This is a genomic window from Escherichia sp. WS3227_2 (genome assembly GCF_046486495.1).
Lineage (GTDB): Bacteria > Pseudomonadota > Gammaproteobacteria > Enterobacterales > Enterobacteriaceae > Escherichia > Escherichia coli.
In genome coordinates this window covers 47524-61077 of record NZ_JBJQLG010000006.1, presented here as the reverse complement: position 1 = coordinate 61077, position 13554 = coordinate 47524, and the positions used below count along the sequence as shown (strand labels likewise).

Annotated in this window: 15 protein-coding genes and 1 other annotated feature; of the genes, 6 read left to right on the top strand and 9 right to left on the bottom strand. The window is 49.1% G+C overall.

Annotated elements, in window-relative coordinates; all coding sequences use genetic code 11:
* Position 1 precedes the first annotated feature (1 nt).
* From wzx to wzzB, 4 genes are all read left to right on the top strand, one after another.
* Complete coding sequence (gene wzx, locus ACJHXB_RS10215) at positions 2-1408, top strand: O175 family O-antigen flippase (protein WP_097447023.1); 1407 nt, start codon at positions 2-4, stop codon at positions 1406-1408.
* Between the two features lie 78 nt (positions 1409-1486).
* Entirely contained in the window at positions 1487-2893 is a 1407-nt protein-coding gene (gndA, locus tag ACJHXB_RS10210; protein ID WP_042097149.1) for an NADP-dependent phosphogluconate dehydrogenase, read from the top strand.
* A gap of 248 nt (positions 2894-3141) precedes the next feature.
* Positions 3142-4308, top strand: a complete 1167-nt coding sequence (gene ugd, locus ACJHXB_RS10205; RefSeq protein ID WP_000704797.1) for a UDP-glucose 6-dehydrogenase — start codon at positions 3142-3144, stop codon at positions 4306-4308.
* 146 nt (positions 4309-4454) lie between these two features.
* Positions 4455-5435, top strand: a complete 981-nt coding sequence (gene wzzB, locus ACJHXB_RS10200; protein WP_042097151.1) for an LPS O-antigen chain length determinant protein WzzB — start codon at positions 4455-4457, stop codon at positions 5433-5435.
* A gap of 96 nt (positions 5436-5531) precedes the next feature.
* Here wzzB and hisIE read toward each other — a convergent pair whose 3' ends face one another.
* The 9 genes from hisIE to hisL all read right to left on the bottom strand — a co-directional run bounded on the left by hisIE (position 5532) and on the right by hisL (position 12761).
* Complete coding sequence (hisIE, locus tag ACJHXB_RS10195; RefSeq protein WP_000954872.1) at positions 5532-6143, bottom strand: bifunctional phosphoribosyl-AMP cyclohydrolase/phosphoribosyl-ATP diphosphatase HisIE; 612 nt, start codon at positions 6141-6143, stop codon at positions 5532-5534.
* Complete coding sequence (hisF, locus tag ACJHXB_RS10190) at positions 6137-6913, bottom strand: imidazole glycerol phosphate synthase subunit HisF (protein ID WP_000880182.1); 777 nt, start codon at positions 6911-6913, stop codon at positions 6137-6139. Before hisF ends, hisIE begins: the two co-directional genes overlap by 7 nt.
* A complete protein-coding gene (hisA, locus tag ACJHXB_RS10185; protein ID WP_097447024.1) occupies positions 6895-7632 on the bottom strand; it encodes a 1-(5-phosphoribosyl)-5-[(5-phosphoribosylamino)methylideneamino]imidazole-4-carboxamide isomerase in 738 nt (245 codons plus the stop codon). The genes hisF and hisA overlap by 19 nt, the downstream gene beginning before the upstream one ends.
* On the bottom strand, positions 7632-8222 hold the full coding sequence (gene hisH / locus ACJHXB_RS10180; RefSeq protein ID WP_001103560.1) for an imidazole glycerol phosphate synthase subunit HisH: 591 nt from the start codon (positions 8220-8222) through the stop codon (positions 7632-7634). The genes hisA and hisH overlap by 1 nt, the downstream gene beginning before the upstream one ends.
* Positions 8222-9289, bottom strand: a complete 1068-nt coding sequence (gene hisB, locus ACJHXB_RS10175; RefSeq protein ID WP_087890955.1) for a bifunctional histidinol-phosphatase/imidazoleglycerol-phosphate dehydratase HisB — start codon at positions 9287-9289, stop codon at positions 8222-8224. Before hisB ends, hisH begins: the two co-directional genes overlap by 1 nt.
* Complete coding sequence (gene hisC / locus ACJHXB_RS10170) at positions 9289-10359, bottom strand: histidinol-phosphate transaminase (protein WP_000108970.1); 1071 nt, start codon at positions 10357-10359, stop codon at positions 9289-9291. The genes hisB and hisC overlap by 1 nt, the downstream gene beginning before the upstream one ends.
* Positions 10356-11660, bottom strand: a complete 1305-nt coding sequence (gene hisD / locus ACJHXB_RS10165; protein ID WP_001578572.1) for a histidinol dehydrogenase — start codon at positions 11658-11660, stop codon at positions 10356-10358. Before hisD ends, hisC begins: the two co-directional genes overlap by 4 nt.
* Before the next feature lie 5 nt (positions 11661-11665).
* Positions 11666-12565 (bottom strand): ATP phosphoribosyltransferase, encoded by a 900-nt coding sequence (gene hisG / locus ACJHXB_RS10160; protein WP_000131782.1) that lies wholly within the window; start codon positions 12563-12565, stop codon positions 11666-11668.
* A 46-nt stretch (positions 12566-12611) separates the two neighbouring features.
* Positions 12612-12735 (bottom strand) — a sequence feature (His leader region).
* Positions 12711-12761, bottom strand: coding sequence for a his operon leader peptide (gene hisL, locus ACJHXB_RS10155; protein WP_001364200.1), 51 nt, complete (start codon positions 12759-12761; stop codon positions 12711-12713). (Overlaps the previous feature by 25 nt.)
* A 282-nt stretch (positions 12762-13043) precedes the next feature.
* Between hisL and yefM the strand changes: the two genes are divergently transcribed.
* Complete coding sequence (gene yefM / locus ACJHXB_RS10150; RefSeq protein ID WP_001259255.1) at positions 13044-13295, top strand: YoeB-YefM toxin-antitoxin system antitoxin YefM; 252 nt, start codon at positions 13044-13046, stop codon at positions 13293-13295.
* A complete protein-coding gene (yoeB, locus tag ACJHXB_RS10145; protein WP_000767820.1) occupies positions 13292-13546 on the top strand; it encodes a type II toxin-antitoxin system mRNA interferase toxin YoeB in 255 nt (84 codons plus the stop codon). Before yefM ends, yoeB begins: the two co-directional genes overlap by 4 nt.
* Positions 13547-13554 lie beyond the last annotated feature (8 nt).

The window sequence follows — 13554 nt, the reverse complement described above, 5'->3', positions numbered from 1 at the left end:
TATGTCTTTGATTTCAAATATAAAAAACACATCAATTGCACAGGTGGTAAAAATAATATGTCAATTAACTGCTATTCTAGTTTTTGCGAAACTATTAACCCCAACAGAGTTTGGGGTTGTCGCTATGGCAACAGTAGTTATCAATTTTGCTAATATAATTAGAGATATAGGTACAAATGCAGCAATAATAAGTAGAGATACAATTAGTCATCAATTGAAAAGTACTCTTTTCTGGGTTAATTTTATAATAGGTATCACTCTATTTTCAATAATCGCTTTATCTTCTGAGTTGATCGCTGCTTATTTTAATAATCAACATTTACGACTGTTGCTTATCGTTCTTTGTTTGAGCTTTCCATTAAATAGTGTTTCAAGTGTGCATTTAGCCTTGTTAGAGAGAGAATCAAAATTCTCTACTATTGCGAAGGTTGAAATATTTTCATCTGTAATTTCATTAATTGTGGCGATAGTTGCTGCTGCTAATCATTTTGGAGCATATAGTTTAGTCATACAAACGCTACTTTATTCTTTGTTAAGTTCCATTTTTTTTATACGTTATTCTAAATGGAGTCCGTTTTTTGTTTTTGATTTCAATGAATTGAAAAGCATTTTTAATTTCAGTTCAAACATAGTTGGTTTTAATTTTATCAATTATTTCTCAAGAAATAGTGACCAGATAATAATTGGGAAAATTTATGGGCCAGAATTACTTGGGAATTACTCTTTAGCATATAGAATGATGTTATTCCCTTTGCAAAGTATAACATTTGTTCTTACGCGTTCGTTATTTCCTATTATCAGTAGAATAAAAGATGATAAAATTGAATCTGGAAAAGCTTATTTAAGAGTGTTAACAATTATATGTTTAATTGTTCCTCCGCTCATGATAATGTTATCTTTATTGAGTTTTGACGTAATATCATTATTTTTTCCAGGAAAGTGGGATATGGTCCCGAATATGCTCATGTGGTTAGCACCGACAGCCATACTGCAATCAATGATTAGTACGACAGGCTCGATATTTATGGCATTTAATAGAGTCAATTTTTTATTAAAAATATCAATTTTTAACTGCGCTTTACAAATGAGTGCATTCCTATTAGGTAGTTTTTTTGACGTGTACGTTTTATTGCAGTTTTATTTTATCGCAAACTTGATAATGTTTTTGCCAAATGTTATGTCTGCGCTAAGTTTGGTTGGGCTGCGCTACTCGATTTTTCTGAAGCAAATGATTGTATGCCTAGTTCCATCCGGAATATTGTTTTTTATACTTTCTCTGTTAAGTATGGTTTTATGTAGGAACACGGTTCTTAACTTATTTCTTAAGTGCTCTCTTTCATTTCTGGTATATATTATTGCGGTTTTTTCACTAAGAAATGTATTTGAAAATAATGTGAAATGTTTATAACTATTTTTATTAGTGTTATCGTTCCTATCGTTTTAGTATCACCGCATTCCCCGCGGTAACCCCTGACAGGAGTAAACAATGTCAAAGCAACAGATCGGCGTCGTCGGTATGGCAGTGATGGGGCGCAACCTTGCGCTCAACATCGAAAGCCGTGGTTATACCGTCTCTATTTTCAACCGTTCCCGTGAGAAAACGGAAGAAGTGATTGCCGAAAATCCAGGCAAAAAACTGGTTCCTTACTATACGGTGAAAGAGTTTGTTGAATCTCTGGAAACGCCACGTCGCATCCTGTTAATGGTGAAAGCAGGTGCAGGCACGGATGCTGCTATTGATTCCCTCAAACCATACCTCGATAAAGGCGACATCATCATTGATGGTGGTAATACCTTCTTCCAGGACACCATTCGTCGTAACCGTGAGCTTTCTGCCGAAGGCTTTAACTTCATTGGTACCGGTGTCTCCGGTGGTGAAGAAGGCGCGCTGAAAGGTCCTTCCATTATGCCTGGTGGGCAGAAAGAAGCCTATGAACTGGTTGCACCGATCCTGACCAAAATCGCCGCAGTAGCTGAAGACGGTGAGCCATGCGTTACCTATATTGGTGCCGATGGTGCAGGTCACTATGTGAAGATGGTTCACAACGGTATTGAATACGGCGATATGCAGCTGATTGCTGAAGCCTATTCTCTGCTTAAAGGTGGCCTGAATCTTTCCAACGAAGAACTGGCACAGACCTTTACCGAGTGGAATGACGGTGAACTGAGCAGCTACCTGATCGACATCACCAAAGATATCTTCACCAAAAAAGATGAAGACGGTAACTACCTGGTTGATGTGATTCTGGATGAAGCGGCTAACAAAGGTACGGGCAAATGGACCAGCCAGAGTGCGCTAGATCTCGGCGAACCGCTGTCGCTGATTACCGAGTCTGTGTTTGCACGTTATATCTCTTCTCTGAAAGATCAGCGTGTTGCCGCATCTAAAGTTCTCTCTGGCCCGCAAGCGCAGCCAGCAGGCGATAAGGCTGAGTTTATCGAAAAAGTTCGTCGTGCGCTGTATCTGGGCAAAATCGTTTCTTACGCTCAGGGCTTCTCTCAGCTGCGTGCGGCGTCTGAAGAGTACAACTGGGATCTGAACTACGGCGAAATCGCGAAGATTTTCCGTGCTGGCTGCATCATCCGTGCGCAGTTCCTGCAGAAAATCACCGATGCATATGCCGAAAATCCGCAGATCGCTAACCTGCTGCTGGCCCCGTACTTCAAGCAAATCGCCGATGACTACCAGCAGGCGCTGCGCGATGTCGTCGCTTATGCAGTACAGAACGGTATCCCGGTTCCGACCTTCGCCGCTGCGGTTGCCTATTATGACAGCTACCGTGCCGCTGTTCTGCCTGCGAACCTGATCCAGGCACAGCGTGACTATTTCGGTGCGCATACTTATAAGCGCATTGATAAAGAAGGTGTGTTCCATACTGAATGGCTGGATTAATCTGATTTAAATCAATTAACCAACACAAGGCCCGGAGAAACCCTCCGGGCTTTTTTATTATACAAAGCGGCAGGTTATGGCCTTTTTTTATAATTTATGGTTAAAAAAGCGATATAATACAGAGCCGCACAGCAGGATCGCTGCCTTGACAGTTCATCTACATCAGCGTTAAAAATCCCGCAGTAGATGAAGCTGTGGTGGTGGATTAATGACCACTCTAAATGTTTAACCGGAAGAAGTCAGAGCTAATGAAAATAACAATTTCAGGAACAGGTTATGTTGGTCTTTCAAATGGTATCCTGATTGCGCAAAACCACGAAGTGGTTGCACTGGATATCGTTCAGGCCAAAGTGGACATGCTTAACAAGAAGCAGTCACCGATTGTTGATAAGGAGATTGAAGAGTATCTGGCGACTAAAGATCTCAATTTCCGCGCTACGACAGATAAGTATGACGCGTATAAAAATGCCGATTACGTTATTATTGCCACACCTACCGATTATGATCCGAAAACAAATTATTTTAATACCTCAAGCGTGGAAGCGGTCATTCGCGATGTGACAGAAATTAATCCTAATGCTGTCATGGTGATTAAATCTACAATTCCGGTAGGTTTCACCAAATCAATTAAAGAACGTCTGGGTATCGATAACCTTATTTTCTCTCCGGAATTCCTCCGTGAAGGTAAAGCCCTTTACGATAATCTCCATCCTTCACGTATTGTCATCGGTGAGCGTTCAGAACGCGCAGAACGTTTTGCTGCGTTGTTACAGGAAGGAGCGATTAAGCAAAATATCCCGACCCTGTTTACCGACTCCACTGAAGCAGAAGCGATTAAACTTTTTGCAAACACCTACCTGGCGATGCGCGTGGCGTACTTTAATGAACTGGATAGCTACGCAGAAAGTTTAGGTCTGAATTCCCGTCAAATAATCGAAGGCGTTTGTCTCGATCCACGTATTGGCAACCATTACAACAATCCGTCGTTTGGTTATGGTGGTTATTGTCTGCCGAAAGATACCAAGCAGTTACTGGCGAACTACCAGTCTGTGCCGAATAACCTGATTTCGGCAATTGTCGATGCTAACCGCACGCGTAAAGACTTTATTGCCGATGCCATTTTGTCACGCAAACCGCAAGTGGTGGGTATTTATCGTCTGATTATGAAGAGCGGGTCAGATAACTTCCGTGCGTCTTCCATTCAGGGGATTATGAAACGTATCAAGGCGAAAGGCGTTGAAGTGATCATATACGAGCCAGTGATGAAAGAAGACTCATTCTTCAACTCTCGCCTGGAACGTGATCTCGCGACCTTCAAACAACAAGCCGACGTCATTATCTCTAACCGTATGGCAGAAGAGCTTAAGGATGTGGCAGATAAGGTATACACCCGCGATCTCTTTGGCAGCGACTAACATCCTGTTATCAGGGCGATTTTCGCCCTGATTCTCTTATGTTCCCTTTGTAATAATTCATTATTTTTATCATTTATCCTATAGCATTCATGGTGATTATCGCTAAACTATGGCGACTTAAAATTATTTCGTCCGTTAGGGTAATGATGAGAGTAGAAAATAATAATGTTTCTGGGCAAAACCATGACCCGGAACAGATTGATTTGATTGATTTACTGGTGCAGTTGTGGCGCGGCAAGATGACAATTATCATCTCTGTCATTGTGGCTATTGCCCTGGCTATAGGGTATCTGGCCGTTGCCAAAGAAAAGTGGACTTCCACAGCTATCGTTACTCAACCTGATGTGGGCCAAATCGCTGGTTATACCAACGCGATGAATGTGATTTACGGTCCGGCTGTACCGAAAGTCTCCGACATTCAGGCTTCGCTTATCGGACGTTACAGCACTGCATTCTCAGCATTAGCGGAAACGCTGGATAACCAGGAAGAAGCAGAAAAGCTGACCATTGAGCCTACCGTTAAAAATCAGTCATTACCTTTAGCGGTGTCTTATGTTGGTGAAACACCTGAAGGTGCTCAGAAGCAGCTGGCGAAGTATATCCAGCAAGTTGACGACCAGGTAAACGTAGAGCTGGAAAAAGACTTGAAAGACAACATCGCGCTGCGTATGAAAAACTTGCAGGACTCTTTAAGAACTCAGGAAGTAGTCGCGCAAGAGCAGAAAGATCTGCGTATCCGTCAGATTCAGGAAGCGTTGCAGTATGCGAATCAGGCGCAGGTGACAAAACCGCAAATTCAACAGACTGGCGAAGATATCACACAAGATACGTTGATCCTTTTGGGGAGCGAAGCGCTGGAGTCGATGATAAAGCACGAGGCGACCCGTCCGTTGGTGTTCTCACCAAACTACTATCAGACACGTCAAAACCTGCTGGATATCGAAAGCTTAAAAGTTGATGATCTTGATATTCATGCTTACCGTTATGTGATGAAACCGACGTTACCTATTCGTCGCGATAGCCCGAAAAAGGCAATTACCTTGATTCTGGCGGTGCTGCTGGGCGGCATGGTTGGCGCGGGGATTGTGCTGGGGCGTAATGCTCTACGCAATTACAACGCGAAGTAATCTTTTCGGTTTTAAAGAAAAAGGGCAGGGTGGTGACACCTTGCCCGTTTTTTTTGCCGGATGCGACAACAACATCGCATCCGCTTACCCCGCAACTCACTGATGCCGTTTACGCAGGTTCTCAATCACCGTCGTTAAATCCAGATCCTGATCCTGCAACAATACCAGCAGGTGATACATCAAATCAGACGCCTCGTTGGTTAGCTCAAAGCGGTCATGTACCGTTGCTGCCAGTGCGGTTTCCACCCCTTCTTCGCCCACTTTCTGCGCAATGCGTTTGGTGCCGCTGGCATACAGTTTGGCTGTGTAAGAGGTTTCCGGGTCGGCAGATTTGCGTTCGGCGAGCAGTTGTTCCAGTTGATACAGGAACAGCCATTGGTGAGCGGTGTCGCCGAAGCAGCTGCTGGTGCCTTTGTGGCAGGTTGGTCCGATAGGATTCGCCAGTACCAGTAGCGTGTCGTTGTCGCAGTCCGGCGCAATATTTACTACGTTGAGGAAATTGCCCGACGTTTCGCCTTTGGTCCACAGTCGCTGTTTAGTGCGCGAGAAGAAGGTGACTTTGCCGCTTTCGATGGTTTTATCTAAGGCTTCTGGGTTCATATAGCCCAGCATTAACACTTCACCGGATACCGCGTGTTGCACAATCACCGGCATCAGTCCGTCGGTTTTTTCCCAGTCCAGTTCTCGACGTTGTTGTTCTGTTAACATATCCTGATCTCCACGCCCTGTGTTGCCAGGTACGCTTTTAATTCACCAATATTGATTATTTGTTTGTGGAATACGGAAGCTGCCAGCGCGCCGTCAACGTCGGCATCGCGGAAGGCTTCGAGGAAGTGTTCCATGGTGCCCGCGCCACCGGAGGCAATCAGCGGGACGTGGCAAACTTCACGCACTTTTTTCAGCTGCTCGAGGTCGTAACCGTTACGCACACCGTCCTGATTCATCATGTTGAGGACGATTTCTCCGGCACCGCGTTTTTGCACTTCCTGTACCCAGTCGAGCGTTTCCCACTGAGTGACGCGGGTGCGGCTTTCATCGCCGGTATATTGATTCACATGATATTTACCGGTTTCAGCGTCGTACCAGGTATCAATGCCGACCACAATGCATTGCACGCCAAAGCGATCCGCCAGGCGAGTAATTAACGTCGGGTCCGCCAGCGCAGGAGAGTTGATGGAAATTTTATCCGCGCCAAAGGAAAGAATTTTCGCGGCATCTTCCAGAGACTTAATCCCACCCGCCACACAGAACGGAATGTCGATCACTTCCGCCACGCGAGATACCCAGCTTTTATCTACCACACGGCCATCGCTGGAAGCGGTGATATCGTAGAACACCAGTTCATCTGCACCTTCTTCGGCGTAGCGTTTTGCCAGCGGCACGATATCGCCAATGATTTCATGGTTGCGAAACTGTACGCCTTTCACCACCTGACCATCACGAACGTCGAGACACGGGATTATGCGTTTTGCCAGCATGCGATGGCCTCCTTCACGGTGAATTTACCTTCCAGTAATGCACGACCAACTATTACGCCGCGCACGCCAGTACCACGCAGGGCCGCGACATCATCAATGTCGCCAATGCCGCCGGATGACTGAAATGCCACCTGCGGATATCTGGCGCACACTTCTTCATATAAAGAGACGTTAGAACCTGCCAGCGTGCCGTCGCGCGAGATATCGGTACACAGCACATGTTTCAGGCCGACGGGCAGATAGGTTTCCACCAGTTGTTCCAGTGAAACGCCCGAGTTCTCTTGCCAGCCGCTGACTGCCACCTGCTTGTTGCCTTGCTCGTCAATACGGACATCCAGCGCCAGCACTAAGGCATCGGCACCGAAACGTTCAAACCAGCCTTTCGCCATTTCTGGTGATTTCACCGCGGTGGAGCCGACCACCACGCGCGCAACGCCCGCTTCCAGTAACGCCGCCACGTCTTCTTCGCTACGCACGCCGCCGCCAACCTGCACCGGAACGTTAACGCCCGCGACCAGGGTTTTAATCAGCGGGATTTGACGTTTAGCCGGATCTTTTGCCCCGGTCAGATCCACAAGGTGCAGCACTTCAGCACCTTGTGTGGCGTAATCCTGTAAGCGTGGCAGCGGGTCGTTACCGTAATCGCGTTGTTTGCCATAATCGCCCTGATGGAGACGCACCACGGTGCCGTCGATTAAATCTAATGCCGGAATAATCATCACATCTCCAGGAAATTTTTCAGCAACTTAGCGCCAGCGGCACCAGAACGCTCCGGGTGGAACTGCACGCCGTAGAAGTTATCTTTTTGTACCGCCGCGGTGAACGGTTCGCCGTAATTACACTGGGCGATGGTCCACGGATTGACCGGCATTGCGTAGCTGTGAACAAAGTAAAAGTACGCGCCGTCTTCAATCCCCTGAAACAGGCGGTTGCCTGCCTGCGGGTAAACGCGGTTCCAGCCCATATGCGGCAGGGGCAGGCCAAAGTCGGTCATTTTCGGCACGTCTTCGTCGATGATGCCCAGCAAGTCGACGCCGTTGCTCTCTTCGCTGCGCCGCCCCAGCAGTTGCATCCCTAAGCAGATGCCCAGCACCGGTTGGGTACAGGCTTTGATGAGATCAAACAGCTCGCGCTCACGCACCTGATCCATCGCTGCTTGTGCAGTGCCAACGCCGGGTAAAAATAGTTTATCGGCCAGTAACACGACGTCCGGGTCACGGCTGACTTTGGGTTCATAACCGTGACGCGCAATGGCTGACTTCACCGAGTTCAAATTGGCGCAGCCAGTATCAAGGATCACCACGTTCATTACAGCACTCCTTTCGACGAGGGCAGAGTATCGCCTTCCACGCGGATGGCCTGGCGCAGGGTGCGACCAAAGGCTTTAAAGAGACTCTCTACACGGTGATGATCGTTTTTACCTTTGGTTTTCAGGTGCAACGTCACGCCCATGGTGTAAGAGAGCGAACGGAAGAAGTGCTCGATCATTTCAGTGCTGAGATCGCCCACGCGCTGGTAGGTAAATTCAGCTTTATATTCCAGGTGCGGGCGACCAGAGATATCCAGCGCGCAGCGGGCAAGGCATTCGTCCATCGGCAGCACAAAACCAAAGCGGCAAATACCGCGTTTGTCGCCAAGAGCAATTTTTAACGCTTCGCCCAGCGCCAGGCCGGTATCTTCGACGGTGTGGTGATCGTCGATATAGAGGTCGCCTTTGACGTTGATTTCCATGCGGAAACCGCCGTGGGTAGCGATCTGATCCAGCATGTGATCAAAGAAGCCAACACCGGTGTTAATCTTGCTGCCACCTTCGCGATCCAGCCACACCTGGACGTCAATTTGCGTCTCTTTGGTGTTGCGCACTACATGGGCGTAACGGTCTCGTTTAGTGAGCTGCTCGCCAATCATTGGCCAGTTCAGGGTTTCGCGGTCATAGCGTAAACCATTAATGCCCATGTTTTCCGCCAGCTGAATATCGGTCGCGCGATCGCCAATCACATAACTATTGGCACGATCCATCGCTTGCTCAGCGAGATAACGCTCCACCAGTTTTACTTTCGGCTTACGGCAGTCGCACTCATCGGCGGGCAGGTGAGGACAAATCAGCACTTCATCAAACTGCACGCCTTGCGAGGTGAAGATCTGCATCATCAGGTTGTGCGGGCCATCAAAATCCTCCTGCGGGAAACTTTGTGTTCCAAGACCATCCTGATTAGTGATCATCACCAGCTTGTAGCCCGCTTTTTGCAGCTTCAGCAGCTCCGGGATCACGCCTGGTTCAAAGGCGAGTTTGTCAAAACGGTCCACCTGAAAATCACTCGGCGGTTCGCTAATCAGGGTTCCATCGCGATCGATAAAAAGATACTTCTGACTCATCAAACTTGCTCCGCACGTAAGGCGTCAATGACGCGCTGGCTTTCTTCACGGGTTCCGACGGTAATTCGCAGGCAGCCGCTTAAAGAGGGTTGTTTATTCTGATCACGTAAGATAATGCCCTGATCCCACAAAGATTTAAACACTGCGCTGGAGGCTTTAAAGCGCGCCAGAATGTAGTTGGTTTCAGAGTCAAAAACCTGCTCCACGCAGGAGATTTCTTTCAATGCGGCAATCAGGTATTCGCGTTCTGCAATAATTTGCGCCACCCGTTCGCGCATGGCGACGATCCCCTGCGGGCTTAACGCCTGGGCCGCAATGTCGGCAACCGGCGTCGAGAGCGGGTAGGGGGCGATCACTTTCATCAGCAGGTTGATGACTTCTTCGTTTGCCAGCGTAAATCCGCAACGAAGCCCCGCCAGAGCAAAAGCTTTCGACAGTGTGCGTAAAATAGCCAGGTGCGGATATTCCGCCAGCCAGCCAGCCAGCGATGCCTGCGGGCAAAACTCAATATAGGCTTCATCGGCAACCACAATCGCCTTACCGCGCGTTAACTCCAGCAGGGTGCGAAAATCCTGCGGATTGATCAGTTGCCCGGTTGGGTTGTTGGGGCTGCAAACATAGACCACTTTTACGCCGTCCAGCTTGTCGGAAATGCCCTGTAAGTCCAGTTGCCAGTTTTCCAGCGTCGGCACTGTGCGGCACTCGACGCCAATGGTTTCAGCGCTGACGCTGTACATGCCGTACGTTGGCGGGCAGTAGAGGATGGCGTCTTTACCTGGTTCGCAAAAAGCGCGGATCAGCAGTTCAATACCTTCGTCCGCGCCACGGCTGACCAGCACCTGCTCCGGTTTTACGCCTGCATACTGCGCGTAATTTTCTATCACCGCTTTCGGCTGACATTCCGGGTAGCGGTTGAGCGTTTGCTGAGTAAGCTGAAACTCCACGGCTGTGGGGTATTCGTTGGCGTTCAGCCAGACATCGCCGTTACCGCCCAGACGACGCGCCGACTGATACGGCGTCAGGTTGCGGACGTTTTCACGCGCTAAATCGGTAATAGTCACGGTGCTCATGCTTGCTCCTTAAGGGCGTTAACACGCAAAGTAACGGCATTTTTATGGGCGGTCAGGCGCTCGGCGGCGGCCAATGTTTCAATGGTCGAAGCCAGCGCGGAGAAACCTTCTTTCGACAGTTCCTGCACGGTCATGCGCTTCTGGAAATCTGCCAGCCCGAGGCTGGAACAGGTGGCGGTGTAACCGTAAGTCGGCAGAACGTGGTTGGTGCCGGAGGCGTAATCACCTGCCGATTCCGGTGACCAGTCACCCAGAAATACCGAACCGGCACTGGTGATGCCATCGACCAGATCGCGGGCGTTGCGGGTCTGGATGATCAGGTGCTCCGGGCCGTACTGGTTAGATATCTCCACGCACTGCGCTAAATCTTTAGTCACGATCAGACGGCTGGCGCTCAGTGCCTGACGGGCGGTTTCGGCACGCGGCAGCTCTGCCAACTGGCGTTCGACAGCTTCGGCTACGCGACGCGCCATCTCAGCATCGGGCGTCAGTAAAATCACCTGAGAGTCCGGGCCGTGTTCAGCCTGGGAAAGCAAATCAGAAGCCACGAAATCCGGCGTAGCGCCGCTGTCAGCAATCACCAGCACTTCCGACGGGCCTGCGGGCATATCGATCGCCGCACCGTCCAGACGCTGGCTCACCTGACGTTTTGCCTCGGTGACAAAGGCGTTTCCTGGCCCGAAGATTTTGTCCACTTTCGGCACAGATTCCGTACCAAACGCCAGCGCGGCAATGGCCTGTGCGCCGCCGACGTTAAACACGTCCTGCACGCCGCACAGCTGCGCCGCGTAAAGGATCTCATCGGCAATCGGCGGTGGTGAGCACAGCACCACTTTTTTACAGCCCGCAATACGCGCCGGAGTTGCCAGCATTAATACCGTTGAGAAGAGCGGGGCGGAGCCGCCAGGAATATACAAACCCACTGAAGCCACCGGGCGCGTGACTTGCTGGCAACGTACGCCTGGCTGCGTTTCTACATCTACCGGCGGCAGTTTTTGCGCAGTGTGGAAGGTTTCAATATTCTTTACTGCCACCGCCATCGCCTGTTTTAGCTCGTCGCTCAGGCGTTCGCTGGCGGCGGCGATCTCCTCAGCAGACACCTTCAGCGCGGTAACCGTGGTTTTATCAAACTTCGCGCTGTATTCCCGCAGGGCGTCATCACCGCGTGCTTTCACGTTATCGAGAATATCGTTAACAGTGCGGGTAATGCTTTCAGAAGCGGAGATCGCCGGGCGCATTAACAGCTGGCGTTGTTGCTCCGCAGTACAGCTATTCCAGTCAATGATTGTGTTAAAGCTCATGGCGATCACTCCATCATCTTCTCAATCGGCAGCACCAGGATTGAACTGGCACCCAGCGCTTTCAGTTTTTCCATCGTTTCCCAGAACAGGGTTTCGCTACTGACCATGTGCATCGCTACGCGCTGTTGATCACCTGCCAGCGGCAGAATAGTTGGGCGTTCGGCACCTGGCAGCAGGGCGATGACTTCATCCAGACGTTCAGTCGGTGCGTGCATCATGATGTATTTTGATTCGCGCGCCTGGATCACGCCCTGAATACGGGTCAGCAGCTTGTCGATCAGTTGCTGTTTAGATTCTTCCATTTCGCCATCGCGCTGGATCAGGCAGGCTTTCGAGCGGTAGATAACTTCGACTTCGCGCAGGCCGTTAGCTTCCAGCGTGGCACCGGTGGAAACCAGATCGCAAATCGCATCCGCCAGTCCGGCGCGCGGGGCGACTTCAACAGAACCGTTCAGTAAGCAGGATTTAAAAGAGATGCCTTTCTGGTCGAGATAACGCTTGAGCAGGTGAGGATAAGAGGTGGCGATACGTTTACCGTTTAAGGAGAGCGGACCGTCCCAGGCTTCATCAACCGGCGTTGCCAGCGAAAGGCGGCAGCCGCCGAAATCCAGTCGACGCAGGGTAAAGTAGCGCGGATCTTCACCCTGGGCTCGGCGGTTAAGCAGCTCTTCTTCCAGCACGTTTTCGCCGATAATCCCAAGGTCTACCACGCCGTCCATTACCAGACCGGGAATGTCGTCGTCACGCACGCGCAGAATATCAATCGGCATGTTTTCTGCCATCGCGATCAGGCGCTGGGTGTGAAGATTGATTTTAATGCCACAGCGCGCCAGCAATTCGCGTGAGTCATCACTTAAACGGCCGGATTTCTGCATAGCTATGCGTAAACGAGTGTTGTCTGTCATTTTCTTATTCCTCTTTAAACCTGTCTGAACCGTTATCAACAGCGCAATAAAAAAGCCCCCGGAAGGTGATCTTCCGGGGGCTTTCTCATGCGTTCATGCACCACTGGAAGATCTGAATGTCTTCCAGCACACATCGCCTGAAAGACTAGTCAGGATGATGGTGATGATGGTGGTGTTTAAATTGAACGCGTGTCATAAAAGTCTCTGTGAATGTTTATTCAACTGATGTCTTTTAACCTAAACCACTTTCACGTTAGAAAGCAAGGGCTTTTTTATATATTTTATGGCGATGGATTTGTTTAATGAATGAGCGGGGAAAGGAGGGGGCTAAGAGGACTGTCCTCTAACCTGACGGCACCAAAAATAGCGAAGCCTGGATTTTCGTCTCACTGACAATATCTTGATCTACAAACTAATTAATAAATAGTTAATTAACGCCCATCATTGTACAATGAGCTGTACATAAGAGGAGATTGATATGCGTACAATTAGCTACAGCGAAGCGCGTCAGAATTTGTCGGCAACAATGATGAAAGCCGTTGAAGATCATGCCCCGATCCTTATTACTCGTCAGAATGGAGAGGCTTGTGTTCTGATGTCACTCGAAGAATACAACTCGCTGGAAGAGACGGCTTATCTACTGCGCTCCCCCGCTAACGCCCGGAGATTGATGGACTCAATCGATAGCCTGAAATCAGGCAAAGGAACGGAAAAGGACATTATTGAGTGAAACTAATCTGGTCTGAGGAGTCATGGGATGATTATCTGTACTGGCAGGAAACAGATAAGCGAATTGTTAAAAAGATCATTGAACTTATCAAAGATACCCGCAGAACACCATTTGAAGGTAAGGGGAAGCCAGAACCCCTGAAGCATAATTTGTCAGGCTTCTGGTCCCGACGCATTACAGAGGAGCACCGTCTGGTATACGCGGTTACCGACGATTCACTGCTCATTGCAGCATGTCGTTATCATTATTGAACAGATTC

What these genes read in the sequence shown, in the direction of transcription:
- wzx (WP_097447023.1), top strand. Translation starts at nt 2, where the DNA reads ATGTCTTTGATTTCAAATATAAAAAACACATCAATTGCACAGGTGGTA.
- gndA (WP_042097149.1), top strand. Translation starts at nt 1,487, where the DNA reads ATGTCAAAGCAACAGATCGGCGTCGTCGGTATGGCAGTGATGGGGCGC.
- ugd (WP_000704797.1), top strand. Translation starts at nt 3,142, where the DNA reads ATGAAAATAACAATTTCAGGAACAGGTTATGTTGGTCTTTCAAATGGT.
- wzzB (WP_042097151.1), top strand. Translation starts at nt 4,455, where the DNA reads ATGAGAGTAGAAAATAATAATGTTTCTGGGCAAAACCATGACCCGGAA.
- hisIE (WP_000954872.1), bottom strand. Translation starts at nt 6,143, where the DNA reads ATGTTAACAGAACAACAACGTCGAGAACTGGACTGGGAAAAAACCGAC.
- hisF (WP_000880182.1), bottom strand. Translation starts at nt 6,913, where the DNA reads ATGCTGGCAAAACGCATAATCCCGTGTCTCGACGTTCGTGATGGTCAG.
- hisA (WP_097447024.1), bottom strand. Translation starts at nt 7,632, where the DNA reads ATGATTATTCCGGCATTAGATTTAATCGACGGCACCGTGGTGCGTCTC.
- hisH (WP_001103560.1), bottom strand. Translation starts at nt 8,222, where the DNA reads ATGAACGTGGTGATCCTTGATACTGGCTGCGCCAATTTGAACTCGGTG.
- hisB (WP_087890955.1), bottom strand. Translation starts at nt 9,289, where the DNA reads ATGAGTCAGAAGTATCTTTTTATCGATCGCGATGGAACCCTGATTAGC.
- hisC (WP_000108970.1), bottom strand. Translation starts at nt 10,359, where the DNA reads ATGAGCACCGTGACTATTACCGATTTAGCGCGTGAAAACGTCCGCAAC.
- hisD (WP_001578572.1), bottom strand. Translation starts at nt 11,660, where the DNA reads ATGAGCTTTAACACAATCATTGACTGGAATAGCTGTACTGCGGAGCAA.
- hisG (WP_000131782.1), bottom strand. Translation starts at nt 12,565, where the DNA reads ATGACAGACAACACTCGTTTACGCATAGCTATGCAGAAATCCGGCCGT.
- yefM (WP_001259255.1), top strand. Translation starts at nt 13,044, where the DNA reads ATGCGTACAATTAGCTACAGCGAAGCGCGTCAGAATTTGTCGGCAACA.